Source organism: Flavobacterium arsenatis, from assembly GCF_031456785.1.
Classification (GTDB): domain Bacteria; phylum Bacteroidota; class Bacteroidia; order Flavobacteriales; family Flavobacteriaceae; genus Flavobacterium; species Flavobacterium arsenatis.
On the sequence record NZ_JAVDVI010000015.1, the window covers coordinates 62,053 to 78,546 of the forward strand.

A 16,494-nucleotide genomic window follows, 5' to 3' on the forward strand; every position below is an offset into this window, starting at 1 on the left:
CTTGTTGGACTTACAAGGTGTGTTTTATCTAAAAAAAATCTTTAAAATGAATTTCCTAAAAAGTACAGTGATTTGGTCAATAACGTTAAGCTCTTTTTATTGCAACAGCCAAACAATCGAAACAAACATCAGTTTTACCCCAAGTAAAGTTAGTGCGAAGTATTTGGATCAATCAAAATTTAATGTGTATTATGATTATCAGTACTTGAGAGTTCCTGAGAAAAAAACTACCCAGCAAATTGCCTTGACAGTTTTACAAATAGGCAACTCTTATAGCAAATTTTCCGACGTTCATAAATTACAATTAGATTCTCTTTTCATCGCATATCTGGAGAAAGATAAAATTCAAGCAAAGGAAATTAATGTAAGCTTGAGTATTCAAGCCAAGGTAGGCTTTGAAATTGATATTATCAACCAATTTCAGGATTCCGTATTTGTTTTTGAACAATCCATATCTTCTGATAATTATGAATTTAATGTTGGTAAAACAAAGCAACATTGGAAATTAAAAGAAGAGTTTAAGGAAATCTTGGGCTATAAAGTTCAATGTGCTACAATATATTTCGGTGGTAGAAACTGGACGGCTTGGTTTACAAATGAAATCCCTTTGGCCTATGGGCCTTATGTTTTTGGTGGTTTGCCAGGTTTGATTTTGGAGGTATATGACTCTAAAGAAAATTTTAAATTTACTTTTAGTGGAATTAATCAAAAGCCGACCAGCATTTATTTGTATGTAACCGAAAAAAAGACTTCTATTACAAGACCAGAATTTATAAAAATCGAAAAAAAATACCACGATAAACCTTATTTGTTTTATCAAGACATTGATCAAGCCGATAAAAAAAGTTTACCTTACAATCCAATAGAAATTTTTGACAAATAGATGAAAGTTTTTTTCTTAGCTTTTTTTTTGTGGTTTTCCTCTTTTGTTTTTGCTCAAAACACCTTTAATGGAGTTGTTTTTGACCAAGAGCAAAACGCACTCAATGGTGTAAATGTTACAATTCGAGATAATCAAGGAAAAATTCTAGGCTATGCTATTACTGATACAAAAGGAACCTACACGATTACAATAGAGGAATCTTCTGCAGCAATCGTTATTGAAATAAAATCTATGGGTTTTGCTTCCGTTTCACAATCAGTTGCCAATAAAACCCAAACCTTAGATTTTGTCCTCACTCATGAAGCGTTTGAATTAAAGGAAATTGCGGTTAAGACAACACCCATTCGAAGAGACGGAGACACCATTAGTTATAGCGTTTCAAGTTTTGCAAATACACAAGATAGAACGATTTCTGATATTTTGAAACGTTTGCCGGGGATAGAAGTAGGAACCGATGGCAGGATTTTATATCAAGGTAAACCTATCAATAAATATTATATTGAAGGTCTCGATTTGCTGGGTGGAAAGTATCATTTGGCAAATGAAAATCTTCCGTTTGGAGAAGTAAGTAACGTTCAAATAGTAGAAAATCATCAGCCTATAAAAGTATTGGATAGCTTGGTTTTTTCTGATCGGGCTGCAATCAATATTAAATTAAAAAAAGGCTACACGTTTACAGGTCAAGCCAAAGTTGGAGCCGGACTTTCACCATTACTTTGGGACGCCAATATCACTCCAATGCTGTTTACCAAGAACCGTCAACTTTTGATTTCTTATCAATCCAACAACACAGGTGAAAATGTTGGAGCACAATTGAACCAACTTACAGTCGAGGATTTGGTAAACCAATTTGAAAGCAATTCCCAAAAAACAGATTGGCTGGCATTACAACAATTAGCTCGACCTAATTTTTCTGAAAAAAGATGGTTGGACAACAATGTTCATTTGTTTTCTTTTAATTATCTGCACAAGCTCAAGAAGAATTATGAAATTCGACTTAATATGTCCTACTTAAATGACTATCAACAGCAAAATGGAGGTACTACTACTCAATTTATCACGCCAACAGATAGGGTCACTTTAGTAGAAGAAAAATACAATCAATTTTATCTAAATTCTTTGCATACCACTTTGAGTTTGGAAAAAAACACAGCAAATAATTATTTGAAAAACAATTTGCAATTTGAGGGTTTTTGGGACTGTCAACGGGGTACTATTAATTTAAATGGTGAAGGCTTACAACAGGAACTACACAATCGATATTTTAAACTAAATAATAATTTAAAATCTATTTTTGCTGTTGGAAAACAAATGATAACCTTGAATTCAAATATTGTGTTTCACAAAACACCCCAAACTTTGGCTGTGAATCCGGGACAATTTGAAGAATTAACGAACAATGGAAACCCTTTTGACAAACTATTGCAGGAAGTAGATTTGCAAACGTTTTATACCCATAATTATATCAGCCTTACGAAAGCAATAAAGCGTTTTTCGTTTGAACCTAAAGTTGGTTTTGAGTATGAAAATCAGGAATTACAAACACAATTGTCTACTTCTGAAAACATTTTGTTGAATCCTGAATTTTCAAATCGCTTGAAGTGGAAACGAGCTAAAGCTTATTTCCAACTGCAAACCCAATATAAAAAAGACAAGTGGCGAATGGATTTCACAATGCCGCTCAATTTGCATACTTACAATATAGAAGATCGACCTTTACAGGAACAAGAAAATTTAACTCAACTTACTTTTGAACCAAGGCTATCAGTGCTTTACGACTGGAATAACTTTTGGAAGGTCAATTTCTCAACAGGTATAGACAACCAGTTTGGAACAATCAATCAACTGCATTATGCTTATATTTTACAGAATTACAGAAATATACAGCAAATTAACAGTGAATTGCCTCAAATCTTCAACCGAAATCTTTCAGCAGGAGTTTTCTATAGAAATCCAATCGAAACGTTGTTTGGGAATGTGATGTACTATTATTCGAATAGCGACAACAACCTATTATACACCACCCAAATTTTAGAAAATGGAGCAACCTCATTACAAGCAATTGAACAAAATAACACCAAAATTGCACATACAATTTCGGGCCGTTTGAGCAAATATTTTAGTGTAATAAAGTCCAATATTACTATGAATGCAAATGTAGGATTACAAGAATTTCAACAGATATTAAATTTGGAGCTTTCGGACATAAACAATAAGAATTGGGGTTTTGGAAGTAAAATTGAAACCGATGTAACCAAATGGTTCATTGTTGAATATCAATTGAATTGGATGTTTGCCAAAAATAAAGTTCAAAACCAATCCAGTCCAACAATAAGTCAGCAAAACCATCTGCTCAACTTGAATTTACATCCAAAAGAGAACCAGTATTTTGCTTTAAAATCGGAATATGTAAACAACGATTTGTTTTCCCAACAATCAGAAAACTTTTTTTTAGATATGCTTTACCGATATACGACCAAGAAAAATAAAATCGACTTGGAGTTGCAACTCTGTAATATTTTCAATACCAAAAATTACAGAACAGTAAACATAAGCGATTTTAGTTATCTAGAAACCAATTTCAATTTAAGACCTAGACAGGTCGTTTTTAAGATTAGGTTTTCGTTATAAAAAGAAAAACAGTCCTTTTGGGTTTGAACTTTCTGTCAATAACGTGTTTGATAACGAAGTCAAGAACGATTATTCCTTCTCGGATTATATGATTAGCGAAAGGACGACTTATTGTTTTGCCGAGGGTAATTTTATTTTCGGTGAGTTATAAGCTGTGATCTTCATCAATAAAAAAACCACAAAACTCAAATTGAATTTTGTGGTTTTTTGCTTTAAGATATATAGCTTTAGAAACCATAATTGATTCCTAAACCAAAAACCTGTCTTGTTTGCAATCCTCGAAACGCATTGTCATCATAAATGGCTTGAAAAGAAAAATTGGTTGATAGATACCGATTGATTTTCATGACAATATTTAAGGTATAATCGACATCGACATTTTGAGTTTCTTCTAAATAATTGCTGTAAAGATTCAAAATGTTTTCGGCCGTTACATTCGCCATAATATCTAATTTATAATAAGCGGAAGCATAAAAACCTAACTCATAACGCAGACTTTTATTGGCATCTACTCCAAAATAAGTTCCATCCACATAGCCTGGAAGTGAGGTGTAATAATTGTCCACAAAAGTTAATTTTGAAGTTGCCGGTGCTAAATTTATTTTCAGGTTTTGGTCTTTTGTCCATAACATACCTGGTCCAAAAGTTAGATATCCAGGAGATAGGAAATCCGTACTTTCTGTTCTAATTTCTGCACCATTTTCATCTTTTCCATAAATATATCCCTTTGTAAATTGTGTCCTGAAATTCAAAAATGCAGAATAGGACCATTGACCTGATGCTTTTTTACCCAAGATGGAGTTGAACTCCAAACGGTCATCGGTCTTTTTCTCGAAAGGAGAATTGTTAGTCTTCACCAAACCATAGGAAGCCATCAATTTGTTGTCCCAAGTCCAGTCGTCTTTTTTATAATTCAAATCGTAGTTGATTCCTAAATTTCCCGAAAGGTTGTTTTCCCCACCAGCAGCCCAATTGCTAAAATTGGATTGATTTAGTAGTAGTGATGCATTTCCTTTAGATTTCCAAGGACTTATGGTATCGTTCTCTGTTTCCTGAGCGTTAACTGCTGTTAAACTTAGCGTTAGTAGGATTAATGCAAGTTTTTTCATGGTTGATTTTTTAGAGTTTGGTATATAAAGATACTAATTTTGGTTGAAAATGAAGTCGCAAAGACTGTACCAACAACTTTATTTTTTAGCTGCTTTGTATAGCGGAACAGCCGAACAAGCTTCTCCATACATGATGCTTTTGGCAAATGGCTGAAGCTTTTGTGCCGCCAAGATATAGGCTCTCATCGGAACTGGTTTTCTGGAACACCCTTTGATGATTACGGGTTTATCTCTATAAACAGAATAATCGATGTGTGGCAATAATTCTTCATACAAAACGGCATCCAAGTCTTCAATGGTTCCATCAATCACTTTCCTGGCAAATGGTGCCAAATGCAACGTAACCAAAATCGAAGCCCAAGCCGGAACAATGGCATCTGTACTGCAAAAAACTGCTACATATTGGTCCTGATATTGTTGCCAATCATAGTTCTTTAAATGTTCACGAAAGTCTTTTTCCTTCAAAAGAAATCCCTCCAAAAGCCATTGCGAAATATCAATTTCGGAACGTGTCACAGTTGGATAATAATCTTCTAAATCAAAAACTTCGAGTGCAGAATTGGCAACTCTGTTTATAATTTCTTCCATTTTTTAAGTTTTCAGTCGCAGTTTTCAGTCGCAGTTGGAAAACTGCCAACTGTGACTGAAAACTGGAAACTAAATTTATAGCATTCCTAATTCAAGCTTTGCTTCTTCACTCATCAAATCCTTGCTCCAAGGCGGATCGAAAGTGATTTCCACTTCGGCAGCTTTTACGTTTTCGATGCCCTTTACTTTTTCTTCCACTTCTCTTGGCAAACTTTCGGCAACCGGACAGTTTGGAGAAGTCAAGGTCATCAGGATTTTTACTTCATAATCGGTGTTGACCATTACATCGTAAATCAAACCTAATTCATAAATATCTACTGGAATTTCAGGATCGTAAATGGTTTTTAATTTCTTTACGATTTGTTCTCCTAGCAAATTGGTGTCTATTTCTTGTTCCATAATTTATTTTTCTTGTGAATTAAATGCCAATGCATACATTTTAATCTGCTTGATCATCGAAACCAAACCATTGGCACGTGTTGGCGATAATTGTTCCTTCAAGCCAATTTCATCTATAAATTTTGTATCGGCTTCCAAAATATCCGAAGCTTTATGGTTTGAAAACGCACGGATTAAAACGGCAATAATTCCTTTTGTAATGATCGCATCACTATCGGCAGTGAAAACAATTTTATCGTCTATTTCTTCGCCGTGAAGCCAAACTTTCGACTGGCATCCCTTGATGGTGTTTTCCTCAACTTTATATTTTTCTTCGATCAAGGGAAGGCTTTTTCCTAAATCAATTACATATTGGTATCGTTCGTCCCAATCATCGAACATTGAAAATTCTTCCACAATCTCGTCCTGTACTTCTTTTATCGTCATCTTAATTATCTGAAAATGAAACTATCTTATTTACAAATTCTTCAATCTCTATTGGTGGATTTCCGTGATCGAAACCTTTTGTTACATATGTTTTTCCTTCATAGACTACTCTTAAATTGGCAATTGCCGCACCATCGTAAAAACGTTTTTGGGTCGGATCTTTATATTCTGAAAGTTTATCCAAATCTACTTTTTTATAAAGGTTCGCAAAATCTTTCCAGTCCTGATTGCTCAATTCATATTCTTTGGTTTCGCCATCACGCTGTCTGGTCATCGTCAGTTTTTCATCTTGGATGTTTATATTCAAATAAAATCCTCTCGAAGTGGCCTGATATTCTATCGTTGCCTCTTTCATTTCATCGCTCAACTGCCTGTCACAACCTTTGGTCAGAAAAAGCGTTAGAAAAATCATTGCAAATACTTTCATAGTTTTAAATTTTTAAGACAACATTCTTTGTGCTTTTTTCACGGCTTCAATCATCAAATCAATTTCTTCTTTTGTGTTATAAAACGAAAATGATGCCCTGATTGTCCCCGGAATTCCGAAGAAATTCATAATCGGTTGAGCACAATGATGTCCGGTTCTAACGGCAATTCCTTGTTTGTCAATTATGGTTCCAATATCATACGGATGGATACCATCGATATTAAACGAAATTACGGAAGTTTTTTCTTTTGATGTGCCGTAAATCTTCAAACCATCGATTTCCAATAATCTTTTTGTTCCGTATTCTAAAAGTTCTTTTTCTTGTTGTTGAATATTCTCAAAACCAATCTTATTCAAGTAATCAATTGCCACTCCAAGAACGATTCCTCCAGCAATATTTGGTGTTCCGGCTTCAAATTTATGTGGCAAATCGGCATAAGTTGTTTTCTCGAATGTTACTTCCTTTATCATTTCACCACCACCTTGATACGGCGGTAATTTGTTGAGCCATTCTTCTTTTCCGTATAAAATCCCAGTTCCTGTTGGACCACAGATTTTATGTCCTGAAAAAACATAAAAATCACAATCCAATTCCTGAACATCGGGTTTTAAATGTGGTGTGGCTTGAGCTCCATCAATCAAGATTGCAGCACCAACTTCATGGGCTTTCTCGGTCATGTATTCTATTGGGTTGATGGTTCCCAATGCGTTAGAAATATGGTTTACGGTAACTATTTTGGTCTTTTCAGAAAGTAATTTGTCGTATTCCAACATAATCAATTCTCCGTTTTCATCCATCGGAATTACTTTTAAAGTAGCTCCAGTTTTTTCGCAAAGCATCTGCCAAGGAACGATATTGCTATGATGTTCTAAAGCCGAAACCAAAACCTCATCACCTGGTTTTAAAATCGATCCAAAACCGTTAGTGACCAAATTGATTCCGTGGGTTGTTCCAGAAGTAAACAAAACTTCGTGGCTGAATTTTGCATTGATATGCGTTTGTATTTTCTTTCTTGATTCTTCGTAAGCATCCGTTGCCAGTTGACTCAAAGTGTGAACGCCACGATGAATATTCGCATTGATTTCACTGTAGTATTTTGTGATGGCATCAAGTACAATTTGAGGCTTTTGGGAAGTCGCACCGTTGTCAAAATAAACCAATGGTTTGCCGTTTACTTTTTGGGAAAGTATCGGAAAATCGGTACGAATTTTTTGAATATCTAACATAATTTATTTAGAAAAAATCTAAATACAAAAGTAGTAAAAACGGAACGGTTTTTTACTAATCACTTGTTAATAATGGGTTTGTTTTTTACATTTACGGAAACGCAACATTATCTTCTTCAAATGAAAAAATTCTTCAAGTTTTTAGGCATTGCATTAGTTTTACTCTTTGTTTTCTTCGGATTTACGACCTATCCCAAACTCGATTTAATTTCTGGTTTCTCTGCAAAAAGTATCGCTTCGGGACATTTTATAGACAAACGTTCCCAAGAAATGATAGAATTGGGTGACAATGATATGGATTTGATTGATTTGGCAAAAAACAAAATCAACGAAAAAGAACAATACGCCACCTCATCCGTTTATGGTTTGAAAGAACGAAAAGCGATTTACCGTGAAGGTTTGGGTGTGACTCTAATCAACGATAATTTTGATGTTTCAAAACCGTATTTGGTTCCAAAAAGAACTAAAATCGAGAACAATTTGCCTTATCCTTATGGAAATCTAGAACCAAAAGACACTGTTTTTCAGACTATTGATTATGCAAAATTAGAGAAAGCTTTGGCTGATGCTTTTGATAAAAAAGGTGAAAAAACCAAGCGAAGCCGTTCGGTTGTGATTTTGCATAAAGATAAACTAGTAGCCGAAAAATACGACACTGGTTTTGATAAAAATTCGAAAATTTTAGGCTGGTCGATGACTAAAAGTTTGACAGCAACCTATTTTGGAATCCTGCAAAAACAAGGCAAACTGAACATCAATAATCCAGCTCCAATTACAGAATGGAAAAACGATGAACGTGCTAAAATTACCCTTAACGATTTACTCCACATGAATTCGGGCTTGGCATGGGAAGAGAAATACGATAAGATTTGTGATGCTACAAAAATGCTTTTTGAAGCGGAAGATATGGCAAAAGTGCAACTTGAAAAACCTATGGTTGGAGCCCCGAATCAAAGCTGGAATTATTCATCAGGAACTTCAAATTTGTTATCTAATATTTTGAGGAAACAATTCAAAACACATCAAGAATATCTGGATTTTTGGTATTCTTCTTTGATTGATAAAATCGGGATGCATTCGATGTTGGTGGAAACGGATATGGTTGGGAATTATGTTGGTTCTTCCTATGCTTGGGCAACCACGAGAGATTGGGCTAAATTTGGATTATTATACCTTAGAAATGGAACTTGGAACGGCGAACAGCTTTTTGAGGAAAGTTGGTCCAATTATGTGGCAACTCCAACCAATACTTCTGATGGAAGATACGGCGGACACTTTTGGCTCAATGCTGGTGGAAAATACCCTGATGCTCCAAAAGACCTTTATTATGCAAGTGGTTTTCAAGGTCAGAAAATATTCATCATTCCATCAATGGATTTGGTGATTGTACGTTTTGGCTTGACCGATGATGAAGCTTTTGATTTTAATGGATTTTTGAAGGGGGTTTTGGGGAGTTTCCAAGAAACCCAAAAATCTATCAAATAGCCCCGATTGTAATGGAAATAAAAAAGTCCCGAGTGTTTCGGGACTTTTTTATTGTAATGGAAAGCGGGAACATGGATTCCTAAAACGCCCGAGCCATTCGCTCCTAAATTTTAAAAACTTCCTCCTGAACCGCCACCACTAAATCCTCCGCCACCAAAAGGCATTGTGGATTGCTGTGTTTCTTCGGCGTGCTTTATATCCTGAGAGTTTACTATTAAAGCCTCGATATTGTTGAGCATTGCGGTATCGTTGGTGCGATCGTGTTGAAATGTGATCCCAGTTTCGTTTGTTTTTATTTTTTGGATGACAAAATAAACGAAGGAAAAAATTCCTAATCCGGAAAGTATCAAAGCCCATTCTGCAGGCAAAACGCTGTGATAATAGCGGAAAGTGACGATGGAAAGTGCAAATGTCAGTCCACCAATGTAGAGCATTGTCCTGTTTTTTGTTTTTAGGGAGTAGACGATGTAAACCAGCGGAACCGCAAACATCAATATGTAAAACATCCAACCAAAAGGCATAGCTGTTTTGGAATAATCGGCTGATAATAATTCTTCAGAAAGTGTTCTGACTACAAAATAATTGACCGAAACGTATCCAAGAAAAAGCGTGGAGATGAAAAACCACTCCGATACATCTTCATAGAAATAAAGCTTTTGATGGTCTTTGAATTTTTGATGGATATAATAAAATCCGATGGCTATTGCTAATAAAATAAAAGGCAAAATCGCCGAAATTTCTGTGTATTCTATCAGAAGAAAACTTATCAGGAAAACGATTCCGGATAGAAAAACTAGGAACGACAAGGTGTTTACATATCTAATGGCAAACGCCAAACCGATTATAATCATTGAAATAAAAGCACCTATTGGAGAATCGGAATCAGCGACAATTGTAGAATAAAAGCTCAATTGTGCACCAATAATAAAGGCGTCATCCAGTCCGTGTCGGAAGTAATTTTGGTTGCAAAGGAGTTCTAAAATTGCTATTCCGATGATTGAAACTACGAATCCGATCGTTTCAAAATCAGAACTTGAATTCATAATAATTAAAAAAAGCAATCCAATTATTGACAGATACAGCAAGGCTCCTAAAAGGAAAAAACCAGCTCTGACAAATATATTTCGGCTTGTTTTTAAAGTCGATAATTGCTGTTTTATCGAATTTAGATTTTCGTCCAGGATGAATCCAGATTTTTTTAAATCGATAGCTTCTTCGACTAAAAAAGTATTTTCTAAAAGGGTTTTATTGTAGGCTATCATTGGTTTTTTTATTGAAATTTTTAATCGCTTTTACAAACAAGACTATCGAAGTGATGAAATATACCGGAAGGATGATGATAAATAATTCCCAAAAATCTTCAAAATTGGTATGTTCGAGAAGCCTAACTATAAAGATATTAAAGCCGATAAAGCCGTATAAAAGTGTGAAAATATAAATGGAAATGGCCTGAATTTCGAAGCTTTTTTGGTAGAAAAAATAGCTTGAACCAGCCATTAGGAATAGAAAAAGAAACCAAATATCGTTTATCAAACCTGCAATACAACATATGCTTATGAGATGCAAAGCGAAAGTCAACAGCACTAAATCGAAGTGCTTTTTTAGTCCGATATTTTTAGAATAAATCGACCACAGCACGATGAGTAATCCCAAAATCAAACCATAATAGGATAAGGTTTCGTTCCAATAAACATCATTATTGATGAGTGTTCTTGGTGTTAAGGAAATTCCGAGTGAGGTTATCAAAGCAGTAATCCCGATGGATAATGCACTTTTGTTATTGAAATAATAGGCTGAAGCCAATGCTATAAAAGCAGAAATATAGATTGAAATTTCGAAGTAATTTCCAAAAACGGCATACTGAAATTGAATGTAACCCATGAAACTGCAACTCAAAATAACTGCCAAAAGCACCAAGTAATTGTAAACCGGATTTTCAAAATCGATATCGGCTTTAGAAAATCCTTTGGATTCTTTGAAACTGAAGTAAAAACAAACGACAATTAAAACAAACATTGCCAATAAAATCAAGGAGTGTCCAATCGTGTCGATATTTTTATAAATCAAAACACCAACTCCTGATGTAAACAGCAAAACCGACAAGTACATCAAAAAAAGCAATTCGTTCCGAAGTGAAAAAATACCTTGTGAAAAGTAATTCCGGATTCCGATTTCTTGTTCCTTGCTCAACAATGCTTTGTCTAAAAGCTTTTGGATGTTTCTATTGGTTGTATTCATACTAATTTGATTTAAAGCGATGCTATCAAATATATGAATTTTAGAATGTGAAAAGGCTTTAAATGAAAAAAGTTGCCTTTCGACAACTTTTAATTTTATAAATCAAATCCAATATTTACACCTAATTTCAAGGCGATAATTTTGGTAATTCTCGCTTTTAGGGCCGGGATCTTGACACTTTCGATGACTTCGTTTGTAAAGGCATACATCAATAATGCTTTCGCTTCTTTCTCTGGAATTCCACGGGATTGCATGTAGAACATTGCTTTTTCATCCAATTGTCCGATGGTGCAACCGTGTGAACATTTGACATCATCTGCAAAAATTTCCAATTGAGGTTTTGCATTTACCGATGCTTTGTCGCTCAACAAAATGTTGTTGTTTTGCTGGAAAGCATTGGTTTTCTGGGCTTCTTTTTCTACGAAAATTTTTCCGTTGAAAACTCCTGTTGACTTGTCGTCCAAGATCGTCTTGTAATTCTGGTGGCTTTCACAATTTGGCGTGGCGTGTTGCACCAAAGTATAATGGTCAACGTGCTGTTTTCCTTCTATAATCGTGATCCCTTTCAATGTAGAGTCGATATGTTCGCCTTGGTGGTAAAAATTCAAGTTGTTTCTTGTCAAGTTTCCTCCGAAAGAAAAAGTATGAACCGAAGCGTGGCTTTGTTCTTTTTGGGCGATGTAGGTATTGTCAATCAACGACGCTTCAAGATTGTCATTTTGAATCTTATAATAATCTACAATCGCTCTTTTTTGTGCAAATATTTCGGTAACTGAATTCGTCAGAACCGGATTTTCGTTCAACGATTGATGCCTTTCGATGATTTGAACGTGAGCGTTTTCGCCAACGATAATCAAGTTTCTTGGTTGAACCAAAAGAGCACTTTCGCTTCCTGTAGAAAAATTGATGATTTCAATTGGCTTGTCAGCCACTTTATTTCTGGGAATGTTGATGTAAGCTCCTTCATACGCGAAAGCGGTATTCAAGGAAGTCAAGCTTTCGTCTTTATTGGCAATTTTATTGAAGTATTCATCAATTACCATTTTGTATTTTGGTTTTGTCAATGCCGATGACATCAAGCAAACATCCAATCCGTCGTGTGTGGTTGAAGACAAAAATGAACTGAAAACCCCATCCACAAAAACTACTTTATAAGTATCAATTTCGTGCAAATAGTATTTTTTTACATCCGAATATTGAACCGTATTTTCGTTTTTTGGGAATACGCTAAAGTCATTTTTTAAGATGGCATTTAGCGAAGTATATTTCCAAGCTTCGTCTTTTTTTGTCGGGAAGCCTTTGCTTTCAAAATTCTTAAATGCTTCTGTACGAACATCGTGCAAGTCGGCATCGACATCCACGCGTTCTTCAAAAGCCATAAAAGACGATATAAGTTTTTCTTTTAATTCCATTTTGTTTAGTTATGAGTTATAAGTTATGAGTTATGAGTTTTCGCAAACTGCTAACTGTAACTGCTAACTAATTTTCGGCTTTAATCCAGTCGTAACCTTTTTCTTCCAGTTCGTAAGCCAATTCTTTTCCACCTGATTTTACGATTCTTCCGTTGTAAAGAACGTGAACAAAATCAGGAACGATATAATCCAAAAGTCTTTGATAATGCGTGATTACGATGATGGCGTTGTTTTCGCTTTTCAACTTATTCACACCGTTTGCAACGATTCTTAAAGCATCAATATCAAGACCTGAATCGGTTTCATCAAGAATAGCCAATTTCGGTTCCAACATTGCCATTTGAAAGATTTCGTTTCTCTTTTTCTCTCCACCCGAAAAACCTTCGTTTAAGGAACGAGACAAGAATTTACGGTCGATTTCCAACAATTCAGATTTCTCACGGATCAATTTCAGCATTTCGTTGGCCGGCATTTCTTCCTGACCTTTAGCTTTTCTAGATTCGTTGATGGCTGTTTTCATAAAGTTCGTTACCGAAACTCCAGGAATTTCCACCGGATATTGGAACGAAAGGAAAACGCCTTTATGGGCTCTTTCTTCCGGAGCCAAATCCGCTAGATCTTCTCCATTCAATTCAACAGAACCTTCGGTTACTTCATAGTTTTCGTTTCCTGCAATTACAGCAGAAAGTGTACTTTTTCCAGAACCGTTTGGTCCCATAATTGCGTGAACTTCGCCAGCTTTCACTTCAAGATTGATTCCTTTTAAGATGTCTTTATCTTCAATTCCAGCGTGTAAATTTTTTATACTTAACATTGTTGTGTGTTTATTATTGAGTAATTTCTGTATAACAATGAGGTTGCTCCTCTGAATCTAGTACAGAAATGGCAAAGATTCTTTTTCTAGTTTCTACATTTGTAGTATCCCATAAAATATCGTTTAATATATCTAAAGCTTTGGAACAAGAATCCAATTCATCAATCCAATTTGCTTTGACTTCTAAAATGTAGTCTGTATCATTATCTATCAAACAAAAAGTTTCTAAAGGATAACCTTTTTCTTCACATTTTTTAAAAAATGATTGGAGATTTTTTTCTAATTCTTTAGTATCCATGATAATAATCCATTTTCGTTATTTAATAATTCAATCGCATCTTCAACGTCTTGGTTTTTCTTTGGTTGAATGTCATATCTCGATTTTTCTGACCAAACATCAATTAATAATGATGTTGTTTTGAAAAGAACTTTATTTTGGCTTTTATCTTCATCAAACTTCCTTTTTAAACCCGAGAAAACTAATAAAGTATTTAAATCGTGTGAATAAAAAGGATTTCTGCCATCAAAATATTTTTTCAAACTGCACTTCTCATCGAATAAATCGTCAATGTTTAACATTTTACAAATTTTATACTTTAGATATAATTCTACAGTATACCCTAGTAAATAAAATGCACCATTGGATTTGTCATTTTTCAGTAAAATAATAGCTTCCTCTAGCCTTAAATCAGCTAATCTTTTAATTTCTTCCGATGAATTCATTAATTTAAAATATAATAAATGTTACTTCCACAAGGAATCGATTTCTTCCATCGTCATTCTAATTCCCTTCCCATCTTTGATGCTTTGTTTGGCCTCTAGAATTTCCTTTACAAATTCTGAATTGTATTGTTTTTCAATTTCAAAACCTAAAGATTTGGCCAATGATTTTAAAACTGGCAAATCTTTTTTCTTTACGTTTTTTAAAACTATGTCCATAATTTAAGCTTTTTAATTCTTGATTATCCAACACTTCCTTCAAGAGAAATTTCTAATAATTTTTGTGCTTCAACAGCAAATTCCATTGGTAATTTATTCAAAACTTCTTTACTGAAACCGTTTACAATCAATGCAATCGCTTTTTCAGTTGGAATTCCTCTTTGGTTGCAATAGAAAACCTGATCTTCTCCAATTTTACTTGTAGTAGCTTCGTGTTCTATTTTTGCCGAAGGATTTTTTGATTCTATGTATGGAAACGTATGTGCTCCACAATTATTTCCCATCAAAAGCGAATCACATTGTGAAAAGTTTCTCGCATTGTCGGCTCTTGAACTGATTTGCACCAATCCTCTGTAGCTGTTTTGCGATTTCCCTGCAGAAATTCCTTTTGATATAATCGTTGATTTTGTGTTTTTCCCTAAGTGAATCATCTTAGTTCCTGTATCCGCTTGCTGGTAATTATTAGTTACGGCAATCGAATAAAATTCCCCAACCGAATTATCACCTTTCAAAACGCAAGAAGGGTATTTCCAAGTTACAGCAGAACCGGTTTCAACCTGTGTCCAAGAAATTTTTGCGTTTTTCTCACACAAACCTCTCTTTGTCACAAAGTTATAAACCCCGCCTTTTCCTTCTTTATTTCCTGGAAACCAGTTTTGAACCGTTGAATATTTGATTTCGGCATCATCCATTGCAATCAATTCCACAACCGCGGCATGCAATTGATTTTCATCACGGGATGGCGCTGTACAACCTTCCAAATACGAAACATAACTTCCTTCATCAGCAATAACAAGTGTTCTTTCGAATTGCCCTGTTCCTGCCTGATTGATTCGGAAATACGTAGAAAGTTCCATCGGACAACGAACGCCTTTTGGAATATAACAGAAACTTCCGTCAGAGAAAACAGCTGAATTCAATGCCGCATAGAAATTATCTTTCTGTGGCACAACAGTACCCAAATATTTCTTTACCAATTCTGGATGTTCCTTGATTGCTTCTGAAATCGGACAAAAAATAATTCCTTTTTCAGCCAGAGTCTTTTTGAAAGTGGTTGCTACCGAAACTGAATCGACCACGATATCCATTGCGACATTGTTCATCATTTTTTGCTCATCAACAGAGATTCCCAGCTTTTTGTACATCGCCAAAAGGTCCGGGTCAACATCATCAAGTGTCTTATTTGGGTCAACCGATTTTGGTGCCGAATAATAAGCAATAGCCTGAAAATCAGGTTTTGTATAGTGAACATTTGCCCATTCTGGTTCAATCATTTCTTTCCACGCTCGGAAAGCTTCGATTCTCCAGTCGGTCATCCATTGTGGTTCTTCTTTTTTCAAAGAAATGGCACGAACAATATCTTCATTTAAGCCAATAGGAAACGTATCCGATTCAATATCAGTATAAAATCCGTATTCGTACTCTTTATTTTCGAGCTCGATTTTTAAATCGTCTTCTGTGTATTTTGACATTCTAATTTAAAGATTAAAAGATTTAAAAATTTAAAGATTCCTTCAAATCATTATCCTTTATTATTATCAATATTTTTTTTCAAGTAATTAATGAAATTTGAAAGATTCTGCGAAATCTCAATGCTCAAATCATAACTCGATTTAATTTCCTGATTATTGCTAAAATCTAATTCTTTAGCCAAAACCAACATATTCCTTACTTCTCCACAACTGCCTTTTGAAATTTTTAAAAACTTTACAAATTGCCTGTTGCTATTATATTCTGAACCTTCTGCGATATTGTTTGTAATCGAAAAAACGGCTCGCTTTATCTGACTTTTAAAATCGTACTCTTTCTCAAAGGTTGGATTTTTTAACAATTGATAAACTTGCTTAGTCAATAAAACTCCCTTTTTATGAACTTCAAATTCCTCGAAAGATTTAGTCATTTTTATATTAAAAGAT

At 34.8% G+C, this 16,494-nt stretch carries 18 protein-coding genes; 3 read left to right on the forward strand and 15 right to left on the reverse strand.

Annotation, left to right across the window (positions count from 1 at the left end; translation table 11 throughout):
- The first annotated feature begins 46 nt into the window (after positions 1–46).
- Together J2X31_RS15160 and J2X31_RS15165 are read left to right on the forward strand one after the other, a co-directional pair.
- Positions 47–883, forward strand: coding sequence for a GLPGLI family protein (locus J2X31_RS15160; protein ID WP_310027791.1), 837 nt, complete (start codon positions 47–49; stop codon positions 881–883).
- Positions 884–3,514: a carboxypeptidase-like regulatory domain-containing protein gene (locus J2X31_RS15165; protein WP_310027794.1), complete on the forward strand. Its 2,631-nt coding sequence runs from the start codon at positions 884–886 to the stop codon at positions 3,512–3,514.
- Positions 3,515–3,741: 227 nt separating this feature from the next.
- Here the strand turns inward: J2X31_RS15165 and J2X31_RS15170 are convergent, their stop codons facing one another.
- The 6 genes from J2X31_RS15170 to J2X31_RS15195 form a co-directional block, all read right to left on the reverse strand.
- Positions 3,742–4,623, reverse strand: a complete 882-nt coding sequence (locus J2X31_RS15170) for a DUF3078 domain-containing protein (protein ID WP_310027796.1) — start codon at positions 4,621–4,623, stop codon at positions 3,742–3,744.
- A 78-nt stretch (positions 4,624–4,701) separates the two neighbouring features.
- Entirely contained in the window at positions 4,702–5,211 is a 510-nt protein-coding gene (locus J2X31_RS15175) for a DUF2480 family protein (protein WP_310027798.1), read from the reverse strand.
- A 75-nt stretch (positions 5,212–5,286) separates the two neighbouring features.
- On the reverse strand, positions 5,287–5,610 hold the full coding sequence (locus J2X31_RS15180) for an SUF system Fe-S cluster assembly protein (RefSeq protein ID WP_310027800.1): 324 nt from the start codon (positions 5,608–5,610) through the stop codon (positions 5,287–5,289).
- 3 nt (positions 5,611–5,613) lie between these two features.
- Positions 5,614–6,036: a SufE family protein gene (locus J2X31_RS15185; RefSeq protein ID WP_310027801.1), complete on the reverse strand. Its 423-nt coding sequence runs from the start codon at positions 6,034–6,036 to the stop codon at positions 5,614–5,616.
- Between the two features lies 1 nt (position 6,037).
- Entirely contained in the window at positions 6,038–6,463 is a 426-nt protein-coding gene (locus J2X31_RS15190) for a hypothetical protein (protein WP_310027803.1), read from the reverse strand.
- Positions 6,464–6,475: 12 nt separating this feature from the next.
- Positions 6,476–7,690, reverse strand: coding sequence for an aminotransferase class V-fold PLP-dependent enzyme (locus J2X31_RS15195; protein WP_310027804.1), 1,215 nt, complete (start codon positions 7,688–7,690; stop codon positions 6,476–6,478).
- 120 nt (positions 7,691–7,810) lie between these two features.
- Between J2X31_RS15195 and J2X31_RS15200 the strand changes: the two genes are divergently transcribed.
- Positions 7,811–9,175 carry a serine hydrolase domain-containing protein gene (locus J2X31_RS15200; protein ID WP_310027805.1) on the forward strand — a complete coding sequence of 455 codons (1,365 nt, stop codon included), beginning with the start codon at positions 7,811–7,813 and terminating at the stop codon, positions 9,173–9,175.
- 110 nt (positions 9,176–9,285) lie between these two features.
- Here J2X31_RS15200 and J2X31_RS15205 read toward each other — a convergent pair whose 3' ends face one another.
- The 9 genes from J2X31_RS15205 to J2X31_RS15245 form a co-directional block, all read right to left on the reverse strand.
- Positions 9,286–10,437 carry a hypothetical protein gene (locus J2X31_RS15205; protein ID WP_310027806.1) on the reverse strand — a complete coding sequence of 384 codons (1,152 nt, stop codon included), beginning with the start codon at positions 10,435–10,437 and terminating at the stop codon, positions 9,286–9,288.
- Positions 10,421–11,413 carry a DUF2157 domain-containing protein gene (locus tag J2X31_RS15210; RefSeq protein ID WP_310027808.1) on the reverse strand — a complete coding sequence of 331 codons (993 nt, stop codon included), beginning with the start codon at positions 11,411–11,413 and terminating at the stop codon, positions 10,421–10,423. Before J2X31_RS15210 ends, J2X31_RS15205 begins: the two co-directional genes overlap by 17 nt.
- A 95-nt stretch (positions 11,414–11,508) precedes the next feature.
- Positions 11,509–12,825, reverse strand: a complete 1,317-nt coding sequence (sufD, locus tag J2X31_RS15215; RefSeq protein ID WP_310027810.1) for a Fe-S cluster assembly protein SufD — start codon at positions 12,823–12,825, stop codon at positions 11,509–11,511.
- A 67-nt stretch (positions 12,826–12,892) separates the two neighbouring features.
- Positions 12,893–13,639 carry a Fe-S cluster assembly ATPase SufC gene (gene sufC / locus J2X31_RS15220; protein WP_310027812.1) on the reverse strand — a complete coding sequence of 249 codons (747 nt, stop codon included), beginning with the start codon at positions 13,637–13,639 and terminating at the stop codon, positions 12,893–12,895.
- A 13-nt stretch (positions 13,640–13,652) separates the two neighbouring features.
- Positions 13,653–13,937 (reverse strand): hypothetical protein, encoded by a 285-nt coding sequence (locus J2X31_RS15225; protein ID WP_310027814.1) that lies wholly within the window; start codon positions 13,935–13,937, stop codon positions 13,653–13,655.
- The gene (locus J2X31_RS15230) at positions 13,919–14,362 is read right to left on the reverse strand and encodes a hypothetical protein (RefSeq protein ID WP_310027816.1); all 444 of its coding nucleotides are present in this window, start codon (positions 14,360–14,362) and stop codon (positions 13,919–13,921) included. Before J2X31_RS15230 ends, J2X31_RS15225 begins: the two co-directional genes overlap by 19 nt.
- A 21-nt stretch (positions 14,363–14,383) precedes the next feature.
- A complete protein-coding gene (locus tag J2X31_RS15235; protein WP_310027818.1) occupies positions 14,384–14,578 on the reverse strand; it encodes a DUF2683 family protein in 195 nt (64 codons plus the stop codon).
- Between the two features lie 23 nt (positions 14,579–14,601).
- Positions 14,602–16,050, reverse strand: a complete 1,449-nt coding sequence (gene sufB / locus J2X31_RS15240; RefSeq protein ID WP_310027820.1) for a Fe-S cluster assembly protein SufB — start codon at positions 16,048–16,050, stop codon at positions 14,602–14,604.
- Between the two features lie 50 nt (positions 16,051–16,100).
- On the reverse strand, positions 16,101–16,478 hold the full coding sequence (locus J2X31_RS15245) for a four helix bundle protein (RefSeq protein ID WP_310027822.1): 378 nt from the start codon (positions 16,476–16,478) through the stop codon (positions 16,101–16,103).
- Positions 16,479–16,494: the final 16 nt, after the last annotated feature.